The organism is Streptomyces sp. H51, assembly GCF_035656535.1.
Lineage (GTDB): Bacteria > Actinomycetota > Actinomycetes > Streptomycetales > Streptomycetaceae > Streptomyces.
This window is the reverse complement of sequence record NZ_JAYMHD010000079.1, coordinates 121424-136941: the sequence shown is the minus strand read 5'-3', so window position 1 is coordinate 136941 and position 15518 is coordinate 121424. Positions and strand designations below refer to the sequence as shown.

Genomic DNA, 15518 nt, shown 5'->3' with positions numbered 1-15518 from the left:
CCGAGGAGATCCCATGAGCGAACGCCAGCCGGCATCCGGCGGATCCGTCGACGACACCGTCCTGCGCGTGTGGACCGAGGTGCTGAAGGCCGAGCCGGACGGGCCGGCCACCCACTTCTTCGACTTCGGCGGGCACTCGCTGGCCGCGATGCGCGCCGTCACCCGGCTGCGTCGCGAACTGTCCGTCCCCGTCCCCACCCGCCTGATCTTCGACCACCCCGTGCTGTCCGACTTCACCGCGCAGGTGCGCACCCTCGTCGAGACCGCCGCCCAGTAGCCGTCCGTCCCACGCTGCCGACCGGCACTGCAACCCACCGGCGAAGGAGCAGACATGACCACGATTGCCGTGACTTACGACTACGGTTCCGTCAACGTGGCCGAGATCGCGATGGGCCTCGGCCACCTCGGCGACCTCGTCTTCGTCGGCGAGGACTCCCCGCACACCACCCCGCTGATCCCGCTCCTGAAGGACCTGGGCGAAGTCGTCCGCCTCGACCGCGGTTTCGACGAAGCCGCCGACCGGCTGGCCGTTCTCGCCCCGGACGCCATCGTGAGCTACAGCGACGCGATGCTGCCGGTCACCGCCCGGCTCGCCGAACGTCTCGGCCTGCCGTACCACAGTGTCGGGACCGCGTCCCTGCTCACCGACAAGTCCCGCCAGCGGCAGCGGCTGCGCGAGGCCGGAGTGGAGGACGTGCGCAGCGCCGCCCTGACCACGCCCGGCGACTGGGCGGCCGCCGTCGCCGCCGTCGGACTGCCCGCCGTTCTCAAACCCGTCCACGGCCAGGGCAGCCGCGACGCCCACCTGGTCACCGACGCGGACGCCGGACGCGCCCTGTTCACCGCGCTCATCGGCTCCGCGCAGCCGGCCGGGACGCCCGCGTTCGTCCTGGAGGAGTACCTCGTCGGCCGGCCCAGCGACCCCTTCGGCGACTACGTCTCCGTCGAGACCGTCTGCACCCCCTCCGGCCGCGTCCCCCTCGCCGTTTCCGGCAAGCTCCCCCAGCTCACGCCCTTCCGGGAGACCGGCCAGGTGTGGCCGTCGCCGCTGCCGAAGGAGGAGATCCAGCAGATCGAGGACCTGGTCGACCGCGCGCTGGACGCCCTGGGTGTGACCACCGGCATCACCCACACGGAGGTCAAGCTGACCGCCGAAGGCCCCCGTATCGTCGAGGTGAACGGGCGGCTCGGCGGCCGCATCAACGAGATGTGCCGGCGGGCGCTCAGCTTCGACTGCGTGGAACTGTCCGGCCGCCTCGCCCTGGGGCTCACCGCCTGGACGCCGCCGCCGCCCCCGCGCGGCTTCCACTTCCAGTACATCCCCCCGGCCCCCGTCGAGGAGTTCACCCTGGAGGAGGTGCACGGCATCGATGCGGTCCGGGCGTTGCCCGGTGTGGTCGCCTACCGTCCCACGGTCGAGCCCGGGGAGCACTGGCCGACCAGCGTGATGACCCGCCCCCTCGACACCGTCACCGGAGCCGGCGGCAGTTTCGAGGAGGTCTTCGCGACCATGGAACGCGCCCGCCGCCTGCTGAGCTACACCTTCACCTTCGCCGACGGCACCCGCACGCTCACCGCGGCCGAACTGGAACACCTGCCCGTCGCCGTCCCCGGCGGGGGGACACGGTGACCGGCCTCATCCACCACGCCGTCGCCAGGCAGGCCGCGCTGCGTCCCGGCGCCACCGCTGTGATCCACGGCTCCGCCCGTATCGGTTACGGATCTCTGGACGCCGCCGCCCGCGCCCACGCGGCCCGGCTCGCCCAGCTCGGCGTCGGGCCCGGGCACATCGTCCCCGTGGTGCTGCCGCGGGGCATCCGGCTGCTGACCGCGCTGCTCGCGGTGCTGCACACCGGCGCCGCGTACTGCGCCCTCGACCACCGCTGGCCGCCGGCTCACCTGGCCTCCCTGGCCGGCCGGCTGGGCGCGCCGCTCGTCGTGACCGACGAACCCGCAGGCTGGCCGGTCCCGGCCTGGACGCTGCCGGACGATCCAGGTCCGGTCCCGGACGCGGCGCCGGCCGCCGCCCCGCCGGGAGCGGGCGACGCTCCGGCGACGGTGTTCTTCACGTCCGGCACCACCGGACGGCCCAAGGCGGTGGTCTCCCCGCACCGCGCCGCACTGCGGCTCTTCGGCGCCCCGACGTTCGCGGACTTCGGCCCCGGCCACGCCATGCCGCAGGCGGCGCCGGTGCCGTGGGACGCGTTCACGCTGGAGGTGTGGGGGATGCTCACCACCGGCGGCACCTGCGTCGTCCCCGAGGACGACCACCTGCTGCCCGACGACCTGCGGGACCTCGCCGAACGGTGCGGCGTGGACCAACTGTGGCTCACCTCCTCGCTGTTCAACCTGTTCGTCGATGAGGATCCCGACGCCTTCGGCGGGCTGCGCCGAGTGATCACCGGCGGCGAGCGGCTGTCGCCCGAGCATGTGGCGCGCTTCCTCGACCGGCATCCCGACATCGCGCTCGTCAACGGCTACGGCCCGGTGGAGAGTTGCGTGTTCGCCACCACCCACACCGTCTCCCGCGTCGACTGCGCGCTGCCGGACGGGATCCCGCTCGGCCGGCCGGTCCGCGGCACCGGAGTCCTGGTGCTGGACGGTGACGAGCCGGTGCCGCCCGGCACGATCGGCGAGATCTGCCTGACCGGCGCCGGGCTCGCCCTGGGCTATTTCGGCGAGGATCCGGCCTCGGCGAACTTCACCACCCACCGGCAGGACGGCCGGTCCGTCCCGCTGTACCGTACCGGCGACCTGGGCGTCCTCGACCCGGACGGCGTGCTGCACTACCGGGGCCGGGCCGATCGCCAGGTGAAGATCGCCGGCCACCGCGTGGAGCCCGCCGAGATCGAGGCCACGACGCGTGGGCTGCCCGGCGTCCGGGACTGCGCCGTGCTGCCGTTGACCGGCGACGACGGCGGATTCGACCGGCTCGCCCTCTTCTACACCGCCCGACCCGGCGCCGCTCCGCCCGAGGCCGTGCGCACCGCCCTCGCCGCCCGTCTCCCCCGCCACCTCGTCCCGGCGGTGATCACACCGCTGCCTTCCCTGCCGCGCACCCCGCAGGGCAAGCTCGACCGTCGCGCGCTGCTGTCCGCGACAGGTGGCTGACAGAACCGGCGCGGGGCCGCGTCCGCCCACCGCCCGACTCGATGGCGCGCGACGTGCGGGCCGCCGGGCCGCCGGGCCGCCGGGCCGCCGGGCCGCCGGGCTGCCGGCCTGCCGGGCTGCCGGGCTGCCGGGCTGCCGGGCTGCCGGAACACGACTGCCCGCACGGCCGCACGGCCCGCCGCCGGCGGGCACGACGGCGTGTCTCATCACAGCCGTCACGACGCGCGCCTGACCGAAGGGCGACCGACCGGGAGCGGCCGGGTGTCCCGCCCGTCGAGGAACCAGGCAGGCGAGGCAACTCATGCCGACCCGCGGCAGGATCCGCCGCGGCTTCTGCCGCTCCTGGTCGGTCGGTCTGCGCACACCGGGGGCGCGTCCCCGGCCGTCCGACGGACTGGGCGGGTGTGCGGGGTGGGCGAGGTCAGCTGCAGCTCCGGTAGTTGTAACCGGCCTTCCGCCAAGCGCCGTCACCGTCGATGAAGTGGTAGTTCCCGCTGGCGTCGCGCTTCATGGTGAAGTTTCGGCCTGTCCAGGTGTGAGTACGGGCGTTCCAGCCGGAGTACTTGAGCGTCATGTCCGCGGCAGTCGCGTCGCCCCCCGACACGTAGCTGATCGTGGCGATGGCGGCCAGGCTCCAGGTGTCCCTTCCGGCGCTGCCGTCGACCCCCACGCCGGAGTCCGACTGCCAATTCGCGGTCGCAGTCTTGGTCCGGCTTCCGAAGATGCCGTCGATGTCCGCGCTGGACGAGAGGTAGCCGTCCGCCCACAGCACCTTCTGCCACAGACAGGTAGCGTTGGAGGACGCATTCGTGTTGATGTCCACGACGCCTTCGTTGTCCCAGTCGTCGCTCCAGCCTGCGGCACCATAGACGTAGTCAAGGCCGCTGTAGGTCCCGCTCGCGGCAGCCGGCGAGGTGCTCACGGCAAGGGTGGCAGCGGCCAGTGCGCCGATCGTGCCGGCAGCCAGTTTGATCCGCTTGGGACGGAAATTCATGAAACCTCCTTGTTTTGGGCTCGTTCCCGCAACCGTCACGGCCGACGAACCGCGGGCCACCAGCCTGTACTGATCAAGCCCGCCACCGCGACGTTCCGTGCCACGATTCGAGCAGGTTCGACGCAACGGCTGCGGGCCGGCAGGACCGGGCAGCGGGAGGGCATGACCGAACGAGAAGCGCCCGGCGTCGACCGACCCACCTTCGGCGGCCTCGCCGCCACCCGCGCCCGCACCCGCACCCGCACCCGCGCTGAGCAGCAAGCCGTCAGCTGAACCCGGCGCGGGCCCCCGGGCCCGCCCGACCTCGCCCGACCAACCGCCCGCATCGGCGAAGCCACCGAGTAGCCGCGACCGGCGCTTCGGGTGCTCCAGGTGGCCGCACTTTCACCCCCGGCTGCGCGGCGCGCTCGGTCTGCGCGATCTCAAGGGCCAACTGGAAGGAAATGCCGCAGAAGTGCTCCCGGTGGGTCTTCTGCGCGCCGGGGACGGCTTCGCGGGCGCCACAGTCTTGGCGGGGGTCAAGCGACTTGAGAGGCGCAACCCCGCACCCCGCGAGGACCTTGCCGATCGACGCCCGGGCGGCCGCCCGGCCCCAAGTCGGGTCCCGGCCGCGCGACGGGATGGCGGCAACCCCCTGAGCAGCGCGGCAAGAAGCGGGGCAGGCGGAAGCCGAGCCTCCGCTCGGCCTCGCCCGGAGCCTCCGCGGAAACCGGGGGCCACAGCCGCTCACTCTCGGCCGCACCGAGATTGGTCCATACCTATTGACGCTTTGGTCTAGTCCTTTTAAGGTCCGTGCCAACTTCCGTTGAGAGGAACCCGCTGTGCCATCCCCCTCACGCTCCTGGGCGAGATCAGGACTCCTCGCCTCCGCCGCCGCGGTCGCGGGCATGCTGTTCGCGGCCCTGCCCGCCACCGTCTCGCACGCCGCCGGCCAGGAATCCTGCCGTCCCGACGGCCTGTACAGCACACCAGGTGTCGACGTTCCGTACTGCTCGGTCTACGACTCGGCCGGGCGGGAGAAGATGGGTGCCGACCACCAGCGCCGGGTGATCGGCTACTTCACCGGCTGGCGCACCGGCAAGGACGGGAAGCCCGCCTACCTCGCGTCCGACATCCCGTGGGACAAGGTCACCCACGTCAACTACGCGTTCGCGCACGTCGACAAGAGCAACAAGATCTCCGTCGGCACGGACGGCGCCACCAACCCGGCGACGGGGATGACGTGGCCTGGCGTGGCCGGCGCGGAGATGGACCCGGCTCTGCCCTACAAGGGCCACTTCAACCTGCTCAGCAAGTTCAAGAAGCAGCACCCGGACGTCAAGACGCTGATCTCGGTGGGCGGTTGGGCCGAGACCGGCGGCTACTTCGACGACAGCGGAAACCGTGTCGACTCCGGCGGCTTCTACTCGATGGCCACCAACGCCGACGGCTCGGTCAACCAGGCCGGCATCGAGACCTTCGCCGACTCGGCGGTCGGCTTCATCCGGTCGTACGGGTTCAACGGCGTCGACATCGACTACGAGTACCCGACGACGATGAAGGACGCCGGCAACCCGCTCGACTGGCCCATCGCCAACGCCCGCCGGGCCGGGCTGGTCAAGGGGTACGCGGCGCTGATGAAGACGCTGCGCGAGAAGCTGGACCGCGCGGGCGCGGCCGACGGCAGGCACTACCTGCTGACGGTGGCGGCGCCCTCCTCCGGCTATCTGCTGCGCGGCATGGAGACCTTCCAGGTCCAGAAGTACCTGGACTACGTCAACATCATGTCGTACGACCTGCACGGCGCCTGGAACGAGTACGTCGGCCCGAACGCCTCCCTGTTCGACGACGGCAAGGACGCCGAGCTGGCCGCCGCGAACGTCTACGGCACCGCCCAGTACGGAGGCATCGGCTACCTCAACACCGACTGGGCCTACCACTACTTCCGCGGTTCCATGCCGGCCGGCCGGATCAACATCGGCCTGCCGTACTACACCCGCGGCCACAAGAACGTGCAGGGCGGCACCGACGGTCTGTGGGGCAGGGCTCCGGCGTCCTCCTGTCCGGCGGGCTCCGGCCTGACCAAGTGCGGTGACGGCGCCGTCGGCATCGACAACCTCTGGCACGACCTCGACACCAACGGCAAGGAGTCCCCCGCGGGCTCCAACCCCATGTGGCACGCGAAGAACCTCGAGAAGGGGATCGTCGGCGACTACGTCACCGACTACGGTTTCCCGGCGGACACCAAGCTGACCGGGGCCTACGCCCGCAAGTACGACCCGACGCTGGTCGCCCCCTGGCTGTGGAACGCCGAGAAGAAGGTCTTCCTCTCCACCGAGGACGAGCAGTCCGTCGCCGCCAAGGCCGACTACGTGGCGCAGCGCGGCATCGGCGGCACGATGGTCTGGGAGCTGGCCGGGGACTACGCCTGGAACGCCGCCAAGGGCCAGTACGAGATGGGCGACACGCTCACCACCCTGATGTACGACAAGTTCAAGTCGGCCACGCCGTACGGCGCGAAGAAGTCGAACGCGGACCTGCCGGCGGAGGCCGTGGACGTGGACGTGGAGTTCACGGACTTCAAGCTCGGGGACTCCAACTACCCGATCACTCCCAAGCTGCGGATCACCAACCGCACGAAGACCTCGCTGCCGGGCGGCACGGAGTTCCAGTTCGACTACGCGACCGCCGCTCCGGGCAATGCCTCGGACCAGTCCGGCTTCGGCACCAAGGTCATCAGCAGCGACCACACGGGCAACAACGTGGGCGGTCTGAAGGGCGACTTCCACCGGGTGTCGCTGAAGCTGCCGGCATGGCAGTCGCTGGCGCCCGGGGCCACCGTCGACCTGTCGTTCAACTACTACCTGCCGGTGTCGACGCCCTCGAACTGGACAGTGACGATCGGCGGCAAGAAGTACGCCCTCGCCGCGGACCTGGCGCGCGGGACGACCGTCGTCGAGCCGGGCACCGGCCCGACACCGACGGACCCATCCACGACTCCGCCCGGCACCTGCACGGACCCGGCGTGGGCCGCCGCGACCGCGTACGGCGGGGGCAGCGTGGTCTCGCACAAGGGACACGTCTGGAAGGCGCAGTGGTGGACGCAGGGCGAGGAGCCCGGCACCACCGGCGAGTGGGGAGCGTGGCGGGACCAGGGAGCCTGCTGACCCCGCACAGAGCGGCCCGGCGGCGGTGACGACGGCCCTTGCCCGCCGCCGGGCCTCACCAAACACCGGTGAGTCCGAGGCCGGTCCGCCCGGAGCGGCCCCGTCGGCGGGGCGGATGTGACCGCCGGCGGGACCGTGAGGGTGGCCCGCAGGCCGGGCAGTGCGGCCACGGTCCGCGCTGCCCGGCCTGCGGTCGAGACGTGGGCCTCGGGCAACGGCATCTGCCTGAGGACGAGGTCCGGTGACACGACGTCAGTGTGGTCCGCGGGGCTGCGTGCCGGCAGGTCACGAGAACTCCTGCCCGCTGGGGTCGTCGGGTTCCCTCCGCGTACGGTCAGGCCGCGTCCGCCTGCTCCGGTCCGCTGTGCGGCACCGGTTCGGCAGGGGCGGGGCACGGCGTCCCGCTGCTCGCGGTGCGGCGTCGGCGCAGCAGCACCCCTACGGCGATGGCCGTGACGACCGCGGTGACGGCGCCGCCGTGCAAGGAGGCCCGCAGCCCGGTGACGAACGCGTCCTGGGCCTGGTGCATGACTTCCGGCCCGGCCGCGGCGGCGCCTGCCAGTGAGGACTTCGCCGCTTCGGCGGCCTGGGGCGCGACCCCGGTCAGGTGGAGGTTGTCGCGGTACCCGGCGGTCAGGATGCTGCCGAGCACCGCGATGCCCAGCGCGCCGCCGAGTTCACGGGCCAGGTCGTTGACGGCGGATCCGACGTTCTGCAGGCCCTGCGGAACGGCGCTGGTGATGGAGGTGGTGGCCGGGGGCATCGCCAGCCCCAGGCCGGCACCGAGCGGGATCAGCCCGGCGGCGATGTGCCAGTAGGAGCTGCCGCCGTCGAGGTGTGCCAGGACGCCCAGACCGGCGGCGAGCGCGAGCAGCCCGGCCACCCAGGGACCGCGGTCGCCGAACCGCTGGGTGAGGCCGGGGCTGAGCCGGGAGGCGGGGACCATCCCGATCGGCATCGCCAGCAGGGAGAGAGCGGCCATCAGCGCGCTGTCGCCGCGGACCAGTTGCAGGTACTGCATCACCACGAAGATGAACCCGAACAAGGCGAAGAACTGAAGCGTGATCGACAACGAACCGGCCGCGAAGCGGCGATCGGTGAACAGCCGCGGATCGAGCAACGGGTGCCGGCTGCGCAGCTCGAAGAGGACGAAGCCCACCAGGACCGACAGCCCGACTGCGATGCCGCCGAGCGTGACGGGGTCGCTCCAGCCGTTGACCGGGGCTTCGATCACCGCGTAGACGAGTGCCGCGATCCCGGCCGCCGCCAGGATCGCGCCGACCGCATCCAGCGGCGCCGGGCGGGAATCGGCCGACTCCGGCACGAAAGCCAGCGTGCCGACCAGGGCGACCACGGCCAGCAGCACATTGAACCGGAACACCGACTGCCACGACCACCACTCCAGCAACGTGCCCGAGGCCAGCAGGCCCAGCACCCCACTGGCCCCGGCAACGGCCGACCAGATGCTCACCGCCCGTGCCCGCTGCTCGCGGGGAAAGCTGCTCGTGATGGTGGACAGGGTCGCCGGCATGATCAGAGCGGCTCCCGCCCCCAGCACCGCGCGCAGCGCGATCAGCTGATCCGGGCTGGTGGTGAACTCCGCGAGAGCCGACCCCGCCCCGAAGACGATCAGTCCGGCGACCAGCGCCCGGCGCCTGCCGAACCGGTCACCGAGCGCCCCGGCGGGCAGCAGCAGGGAAGCGAAGACCAGGCTGTAGGCGTCGACGATCCACGACTGCTGGGTCTGGGTCGCGTGCGTCTGGCGCGCGATGTCGGGCAGAGCCACGTTCAGTGAGGCCATCGCGGCCATCACGGTGGCCAGCGCGAGGCAGGTGATGAACAGCACGACGCCCTGGCGCAGGGGGCGGCCAGGAGTCTGAACGGCGGACGGTGACGGGGTGAGCACGGAGAAGCCCTTCGGATCGGGGACGAACCCGTACACGCTGACCCGGACGGCGCTACAATCTCAACAGTGATGAATTCTTCCGGCTCCCGGGGGCGCAGGCCCGGAAAGCCCGATACCCGCGCCCAGATCCTCGACGTCGCCCGCCGACGCTTCCTGGAAGGCGGATACCAGGCCGTCACCCTGCGCTCCATCGCCGCCGAGGCAGGCGTGGACCTCGCCCTGGTCAGCTACTACTTCGGCTCGAAGAAGGGCCTGCTCAGCGCGGCACTCGCCCTGATCGTCAATCCCTCCGACATCCTCGACCGCGCCGCCCGGGGCGACCTGGCCGCTTTCCCCCGACGCGCCCTGCACGACCTGCTCTCGCTGTGGGAAGACGCCGAAACCGGCGCGCCCCTGCGCGCCCTCGTGGCAGGGGCCGCGCACGACGCGGCCTTCGCCGACCTGGTCAGGGAGATGGCGGAGAAGGAACTGATCGACAAGATCGCAGCCCGGATCGGCGGCAGGGACGCCGGCAAACGCGCCGCGGCGTTCTGCGCCCAGATCGCCGGCCTGATCGTGACCCGCTACGTCCTCCGCCTCGAACCGATCGCGTCCATGGCGCCTGATGAAATAGTCCGGATCTACAGCCCCCCGTTGCGCCTCGCCCTCAGAGCGGCGCCGCAGAGCCGGTACTCCACGCATCGGGAGGCTGCCGGCGGCCGGACTGCTTGACCGTGCACTCGACGCGCCTGGCGGCAGGCGCTTGCCGACCTACGGCCCGAGGGGTCGGCTGCCGGGTGGAAGCACGCTGAGCCGGATCGCGGAGGGCCGCCGCGGGTCGTGGTGGATCTCCTGGTCCGCCGCCGACAGACGGACGGCGCTAGCCGTCGGCTCGCCGCTGCCGGGGTTGCGGGCGAACCGGGGGTGGGCCCCGCTGGAGACCTGGAGCCGGATGCGGTGGCCGGCCCGGAACCGGCAGGCGGTCGGTGCCAGGTCGAGGGCGAGCGCGAGCACTCCGTCCGCATCGATCCGGCCGACGGCCGAGGATCCGGGCCGCACACGGATCAGCCCGTCGGTGATGTCCACCGACCGGCCGTCCGGGTGCACGTCGCAGAGCCGGGCGAAGAAGTCGGTGTGCGCGAGGCCGGAGCGTACGTACAACTCGGCCGAGACCTCGCCGACGGCCTCCAGGTCTGTCTCCAACGGGTCGGTCGTGAAGGTCAGTACGTCCGGACGGGCCTCCAGCGCGCGGTTGTCCCGCGGCCCGGCACCGGCGCCCGTCCACGCGCCGCCGACGGCCGGGGTGGGGTCGGCCGGCTCGTAGCGGTAGCGGTCGGGGCCGCTCGGCGGCGGCGGGGCGGGGTCGAGGCGGCCGCCCGGATGCAGGTACCAGCTTCGGGAGAGCGCCTGCGGCGGCGGCCAGTCGCCGAAGCCGCGCCACTCCTCGGCGCCGAGCAGGAAGAGGCGCACCGGGTCCGGCTCCGCGGTCCCGCCGCCGGCCCCGCGGCCGGATCCGGATACGGGGCCTCGGCCGGGCACGAGCTCTCGGCCGGGCAGGACCCCGCGGCCGGAGAGGACCCCGCGGCCCGGGCGGGCCCCGTGGCCGGAGCGGGCCCCGTGGCCCGGGCGGAGTGCGTGGCCGGTGACAGGCTGGTGCTCGGGGAAGACTCCGGCGAGCCAGTCCAGGGAGTCCGCCATGAAGGCCGGCCACCAGCGGCCGACCGCCGTGTGCGTCCACGGTCCGATGGTCAGCCGGGGCGCCGCGCCGCCGGCCCGCAGCAGCGCGTACTGCCGGAGCGTCTGCGGCAGGAAGGGGTCGTACCAGTTGCCCTGCAGCAGCACGGGAACACCGGCGCCCCGTACGAGCCCGGCGCTGTGGTCGGAGGCGGACCAGTACGGATCGTCTTCGGCCTCGTGCGCCAGCCAGGCGTCGAGGTGCGGGTCGTCGCGGCCCAGCGCCCGCGCGAGCGCCGGGCCGAGCGGCAGTTCCCGGTAGCCGATCCGCCGCAGCCTCCGCTTCTCCCGCAGGTGGCGCACGGTGTCCCGGACCGGTCCGCGCTTCGGGTGGCCGAGCATCGACGCCCAGCCGGCCATCGTGTCCAGGGCGAACGCGCCGCCCGGCCAGGCGACCCGCGCGTACTCGTGCGGCCCCATCTGGACCACCATGCCGCGCAGTTGGGGTGGCGGGTCGTCCAGCAGAGCCCACTGCACGTAGCCCAGGTAGCTGGCCCCGACGGTGGCGAACCCGCCCGAGAACCAGTCCTGTCTGCTCATCCAGGCGGCGGTATCCCAGCCGTCGGCGGCCTCCTGGACCCACGGGTCGAGCGTTCCGCCCGAGCCGAAGGTTCCCCGGCAGCGCTGCACCAGCACCTGGTATCCGCGCTCGGCGTACAGCCGGCCGTAGAGCAGGCCGATGGGCAGGTCCCAGCCGTACAGGTTGCGCACCAGCAGGGTCGGCGGGCGGCCGCCGCCGGCCGGCGCGTAGTGGTCGGCGAGCAGGTCGACGCCGTCCCGCATCGGCACCCGTATGCCCCTGGTGACCCGGACGTCCCGGGTGACGGCCGACGGCAGCCGCATCAGCCGGCTCGCCAGGCGCGCGGCGAACGCGCCGCCCGGCCGTTCAGCCCGCACGGAGCAGTCCCAGAGCGGCGAGCAGTTGGAGGTTCTCGGCGGCGCTCCACCATTCGGCGACCCGGCCCTGGTGGATCCGCAGGATGTCGATGCCCCGGTTGGTGACCGGAGTGCCGGGCGCGGCGGCGGCCTCGGGCAGCCCCCCGCGGTAGGTGCCGGCGAACCGCCAGCCGCCGGTGACGTAGGCCCCTTCGGCGACCGGGCCCACCTCGGTGGTGTAGGTCAGGTCCGCGATGCCCTGGACACCGCCGATCAGGGCGAGGGCGCTGTCGCGGTCGCTGATCAGGCCCGGGTCGATGCTGTCCGACAGCTTCGGCGAGTGGACGGTGAGCCGCTCGGCGAGCAGTTCCTCGCCGAGGGAGAGGTCGCCGTTCCACAGGGCGATCCACTTCTCCCAGATGCGGTGCGCTTCGGCCGGGGCGGGGTCGATCGTCATGGAGACTCCTGGGTGTTCAGCGGGATCCGACCGGGCCCGGCCGGCGGACGGGGCCGGGGACGGCGCCGGTGGTGTCGTGGTTGCGGTGGACGGGGAGCGGACCGCCGGCGGCGAGGTGGCGGCGGCGGTCGCGCAGCAGTTGGCGCAGGTAGCGGTAGACGTCCACTTCGACGGTGAGCCGGGGCGTCGCGGAGTAGCGCCGGCGCACCCGCCGCTCGTCGGCGGCGATCTCGGCCAGCATCGCCTCCCGGCCGGGCAGCCGGGTACGTCCCTCGATCAGATCGGCGGTCCATTCGGCCTGCGCCTCGGCGACGGGGGTGATGGCGCTCAGCGTCTTGGCGAAGCCGAGGAAGAACAGCCCCTCGTGGTCCGGCATCACGATCCGGCGGAAGAGCCGCATCGGACCGACCATCACCGGAGTCAGTTCCTCGGGCAGGAAGGGGAAGCTGAACGTGAAACCGGTGCACCAGACGATCGCGTCGAACTCCTCGACCGAGCCGTCGGTGAACCGCACCCGATTACCGCCGTCGAAGCGCTCGATGCCCGGCCGCACCGCGATCCGTCCGGCCTTGACCGCCGGCAGGTACCCCTCGCAGGTGGCGGGGTGGGTGCGCAGTGCGAGGTGACCCGGGGCCGCCAGGCCGTACCGGCTGATCCTGCCCTGCGTCACCCAGAGCATCGCGGTCAGCACCAGGCTCTGCACCAAGGGCGGCACGAACGTGGCGAGGGGAAGGTTGACCTTGTCGGCGGGCTTGCCGAAGAGGCGCTTGGGGGTGATCCAGAAGCCGCGCCGCGCACTGGAGACCACCCGGTCGGCCACGGCGGACAGTTCGGTGGCGAGGTCGCAGGCGGTGTTGCCGGATCCGACGACCAGCACCCGCCGGCCACGCAGCGCGTCGGCGCTCTTGTAGTCCTTGCTGTGCAGTTGGGTGCCGGTGAACTCGCCCTGGTACGCGGGCTTCGGCCACTTCGGGTCCCAGTGGAAGCCGTTGGCGACCAGGACGTGGGTGTAGCGGTGCACCTGCCCGTCGTCCAGCGTGACCAGGTACCCGGCGGCGTCCTTGACCACACCGGTCACCGAGGTCCGGAAGCGGATGTACGGGCGCAGGCCGAAGTGCTCGGTGTAGCGGCTGAGGTAGTCGAGCATCTGCGGATGCCCGGGGAAGAGCGGATAGTCCTCGGGCATCGGGAACTTGGGGAACCCGCTCATGTCCCGCGAGCTGTTCAGCTCGATGGAGTCGTAGACGGCGGAGGTGCCGCTGTCGTTGCAGAAACGCCACTGGCCCCCGATGTCGGAGCCTTTCTCGTACACGTCGAACGGGATACCCCGTTCGCTGAGGACCTGCGCGGCCGCGAGCCCGCAGACCCCGGCCCCGATGACACACACCCGCACGGACACCCGACCGCCCCCTCGCGAACACCACTGGCACGGAAAGTGTTCAGGAGTTGGCTAAAGACAGCCTTGCGTCCGGCCGCCCCAGCACTGGCCGCGCCCGCCGACCGGCCGGGCCAGGACCCCACCCACCGGGCAGCGTCCGCCGCCTTCCGGAACTCCGGGCGCGCGCCCCTTCGGCGCGTACCGCACGCCCCCTGCACGCCCGACTGCGCCACCACCCGCTACGGCAGCCGCGCGCACGCCGCCCACCGTCCCACCGTCCGGGCTGCTCCTCCTGGCCGAAGAGGTGCAGCCGCTCGGGGCATGGTCCGGAGCGGCGGCCGGCCGCGCGGCGAGCAGCCCCGGCAGTCCGGGAGCGGTTCACCCGCGGGGGGACTTCCGGTCCCCACAGTCATCACTTAGCGTGTGCATTGGAATACTCACAGTGACGAAAGGGAAGTCGTGTTCAGCACCGTCAAGCAGCGCCTGGCCGTCGGCGCCACGGCAGCAGTCCTGGCCACCGCCGCCACCTCGTTCTCCGCCCCGGCGGCCGGCGCCGCGGGCACCGACCTGACCTACGGCAGCAACATCCTGCTGCAGAACCAGTACGCGGGTGACGGCGGCTACCTCGACACCAACGGCGTGTCCGACCAGCCCGGCGCCACGTACAACGTCGACACCAACCAGACGCCGAACAGCCGAGGCCCGGCGACATCGGCGTGGAAGGTCGTCTCCGCCACCGGCAAGGCGAACGGCACCCGCGTCACCAGCGGCGACGTCATCTACCTCATCAACCAGTACGGCGGCGGCACCTACCTCGACACCAACGGCGTCTCCACCAAGAGCGGCGCCAAGTACAAGGTGTCGGCCACGAGGACCAAGGACCGCGGCCCCGGCACCGCGAAGTGGCACATCTTCGGCAAGACGTCCTCGCCCGCCGACGGCCACATCCGCACCGACGACATCGTGCACCTGCTCAACGACTACCGGTCCGCCGACGGCGGCTTCCTCGACACCAACGGCGTCGCCAACCAGTCCGGCGCGAAGTACGACGTCGTCACCAGCCACTACACCGACCGCGGCACCGGCACCGGCTCCTGGAAGGTACTGCCTTCCAACTGACCCGCCCCGGGCCCGCCGCCCATGCGTGCAGCAGGCGCATGGGCGGCAACCCTCGCTCCGGGATGCGAGGCCCGGTACGGGGCTGGAGGTACGGCTCCCCTGCGAGGTGGCTGCGCTCCGGCGGAAGACGGTTCCCGTGGTCGCGGTACGGTCAGGCGCGCGGTGGTTGCCCGCGCTATCGCGTGACTGCCGCGGTGACGTCGTAGCGGCCTTGGCCCGGCGCGCATCGCATGGCCTCGCCGCACGCAGCGCGTCGGGCGGTGACGTGGGCGGTGCCGGGGCCGAGGACGGTGAACCGGGCGGAGGAGATTCCACAGCCGCGGCCGGGCGGACAGGTGCCGGTGGTTGTGGTTCCGCCGCCGGCGGGGGCGAGGACCCGCGGGTTCGAACTGGTGGGGGTGGACCAGTAGGCGCTGTGCAGGCGCACCACGACGAGCGTGCCGACGGTCACCCGGACCGTCCTTCCGCGCTGCCGTTCGTCGAGGACGACCGGCTGGGTGGCGGATCCGGACGGCCCGGCCGACGCGGAAGACGCGGAAGACGGCGGCGGAACGGGAGACGGCGACCCGGCGGAGCCGGACGAACAGCCGCCCAGGGTGCCTGCCAGGGTTGCTGCGGCCAGCGCGGCGATCCCGGCACGCATCACGCGCCGGGCGGGGCACGAGCGGATCGTCGACGGGAACACGGGTCCTCCTCCGGTGGATGCCGCCCCGCGCGGGCGCCTCTACGGGGGTGGGGGCGAGCCACCGGCCGCTCGCGTCGTACACCGCCAGGAACGGGTCGGCCGCCTGCGCGTTGAGCGGCTGCCCCATCAGCAT

General features: G+C 72.4%; 13 protein-coding genes. 7 read left to right on the top strand and 6 right to left on the bottom strand.

The annotated features are described in order from the left end of the window. Positions 1–13: 13 nt before the first annotated feature. Genes VKA29_RS31215 through VKA29_RS31205 form a run of 3 tightly spaced genes read left to right on the top strand, consistent with a single transcriptional unit; the run spans position 14 to position 3111 of the window. Positions 14–277 (top strand): phosphopantetheine-binding protein, encoded by a 264-nt coding sequence (locus VKA29_RS31215; RefSeq protein WP_324789363.1) that lies wholly within the window; start codon positions 14–16, stop codon positions 275–277. Between the two features lie 54 nt (positions 278–331). Next, a complete protein-coding gene (locus VKA29_RS31210) occupies positions 332–1630 on the top strand; it encodes an ATP-grasp domain-containing protein (RefSeq protein ID WP_324789362.1) in 1299 nt (432 codons plus the stop codon). Beyond that, positions 1627–3111, top strand: coding sequence for an amino acid adenylation domain-containing protein (locus VKA29_RS31205; protein ID WP_324789361.1), 1485 nt, complete (start codon positions 1627–1629; stop codon positions 3109–3111). The genes VKA29_RS31210 and VKA29_RS31205 overlap by 4 nt, the downstream gene beginning before the upstream one ends. A 421-nt stretch (positions 3112–3532) precedes the next feature. Here the strand turns inward: VKA29_RS31205 and VKA29_RS31200 are convergent, their stop codons facing one another. Then, complete coding sequence (locus VKA29_RS31200) at positions 3533–4105, bottom strand: peptidoglycan-binding domain-containing protein (RefSeq protein WP_324789360.1); 573 nt, start codon at positions 4103–4105, stop codon at positions 3533–3535. A gap of 821 nt (positions 4106–4926) precedes the next feature. Here VKA29_RS31200 and VKA29_RS31195 point away from each other — a divergent pair. Next, a complete protein-coding gene (locus VKA29_RS31195) occupies positions 4927–7251 on the top strand; it encodes a chitinase C-terminal domain-containing protein (RefSeq protein WP_324789359.1) in 2325 nt (774 codons plus the stop codon). 334 nt (positions 7252–7585) lie between these two features. On the opposite strand, the gene VKA29_RS31190 is transcribed toward VKA29_RS31195, so the two are convergent. Next, positions 7586–9193, bottom strand: coding sequence for an MFS transporter (locus VKA29_RS31190; RefSeq protein ID WP_324789358.1), 1608 nt, complete (start codon positions 9191–9193; stop codon positions 7586–7588). A 33-nt stretch (positions 9194–9226) separates the two neighbouring features. On the opposite strand from VKA29_RS31190, the gene VKA29_RS31185 reads away from it, so the two are divergent. After that, entirely contained in the window at positions 9227–9868 is a 642-nt protein-coding gene (locus tag VKA29_RS31185) for a TetR family transcriptional regulator (RefSeq protein WP_324789381.1), read from the top strand. A 39-nt stretch (positions 9869–9907) separates the two neighbouring features. Here VKA29_RS31185 and VKA29_RS31180 read toward each other — a convergent pair whose 3' ends face one another. Genes VKA29_RS31180 through VKA29_RS31170 form a run of 3 tightly spaced genes read right to left on the bottom strand, consistent with a single transcriptional unit; the run spans position 9908 to position 13590 of the window. Beyond that, positions 9908–11767, bottom strand: a complete 1860-nt coding sequence (locus tag VKA29_RS31180) for a CocE/NonD family hydrolase (RefSeq protein ID WP_324789357.1) — start codon at positions 11765–11767, stop codon at positions 9908–9910. Then, entirely contained in the window at positions 11757–12203 is a 447-nt protein-coding gene (locus VKA29_RS31175) for an ester cyclase (RefSeq protein WP_324789356.1), read from the bottom strand. The genes VKA29_RS31180 and VKA29_RS31175 overlap by 11 nt, the downstream gene beginning before the upstream one ends. A 16-nt stretch (positions 12204–12219) precedes the next feature. Beyond that, positions 12220–13590, bottom strand: a complete 1371-nt coding sequence (locus VKA29_RS31170; RefSeq protein WP_324789380.1) for a flavin-containing monooxygenase — start codon at positions 13588–13590, stop codon at positions 12220–12222. A 450-nt stretch (positions 13591–14040) separates the two neighbouring features. On the opposite strand from VKA29_RS31170, the gene VKA29_RS31165 reads away from it, so the two are divergent. Then, positions 14041–14700, top strand: coding sequence for a hypothetical protein (locus VKA29_RS31165; RefSeq protein WP_324789355.1), 660 nt, complete (start codon positions 14041–14043; stop codon positions 14698–14700). A gap of 175 nt (positions 14701–14875) precedes the next feature. Here VKA29_RS31165 and VKA29_RS31160 read toward each other — a convergent pair whose 3' ends face one another. Then, positions 14876–15151, bottom strand: a complete 276-nt coding sequence (locus VKA29_RS31160; RefSeq protein ID WP_324789354.1) for a hypothetical protein — start codon at positions 15149–15151, stop codon at positions 14876–14878. 46 nt (positions 15152–15197) lie between these two features. Here VKA29_RS31160 and VKA29_RS31155 point away from each other — a divergent pair. Then, the coding region (locus tag VKA29_RS31155; RefSeq protein WP_420718606.1) for a hypothetical protein at positions 15198–15518 on the top strand (321 nt) is incomplete at its 3' end.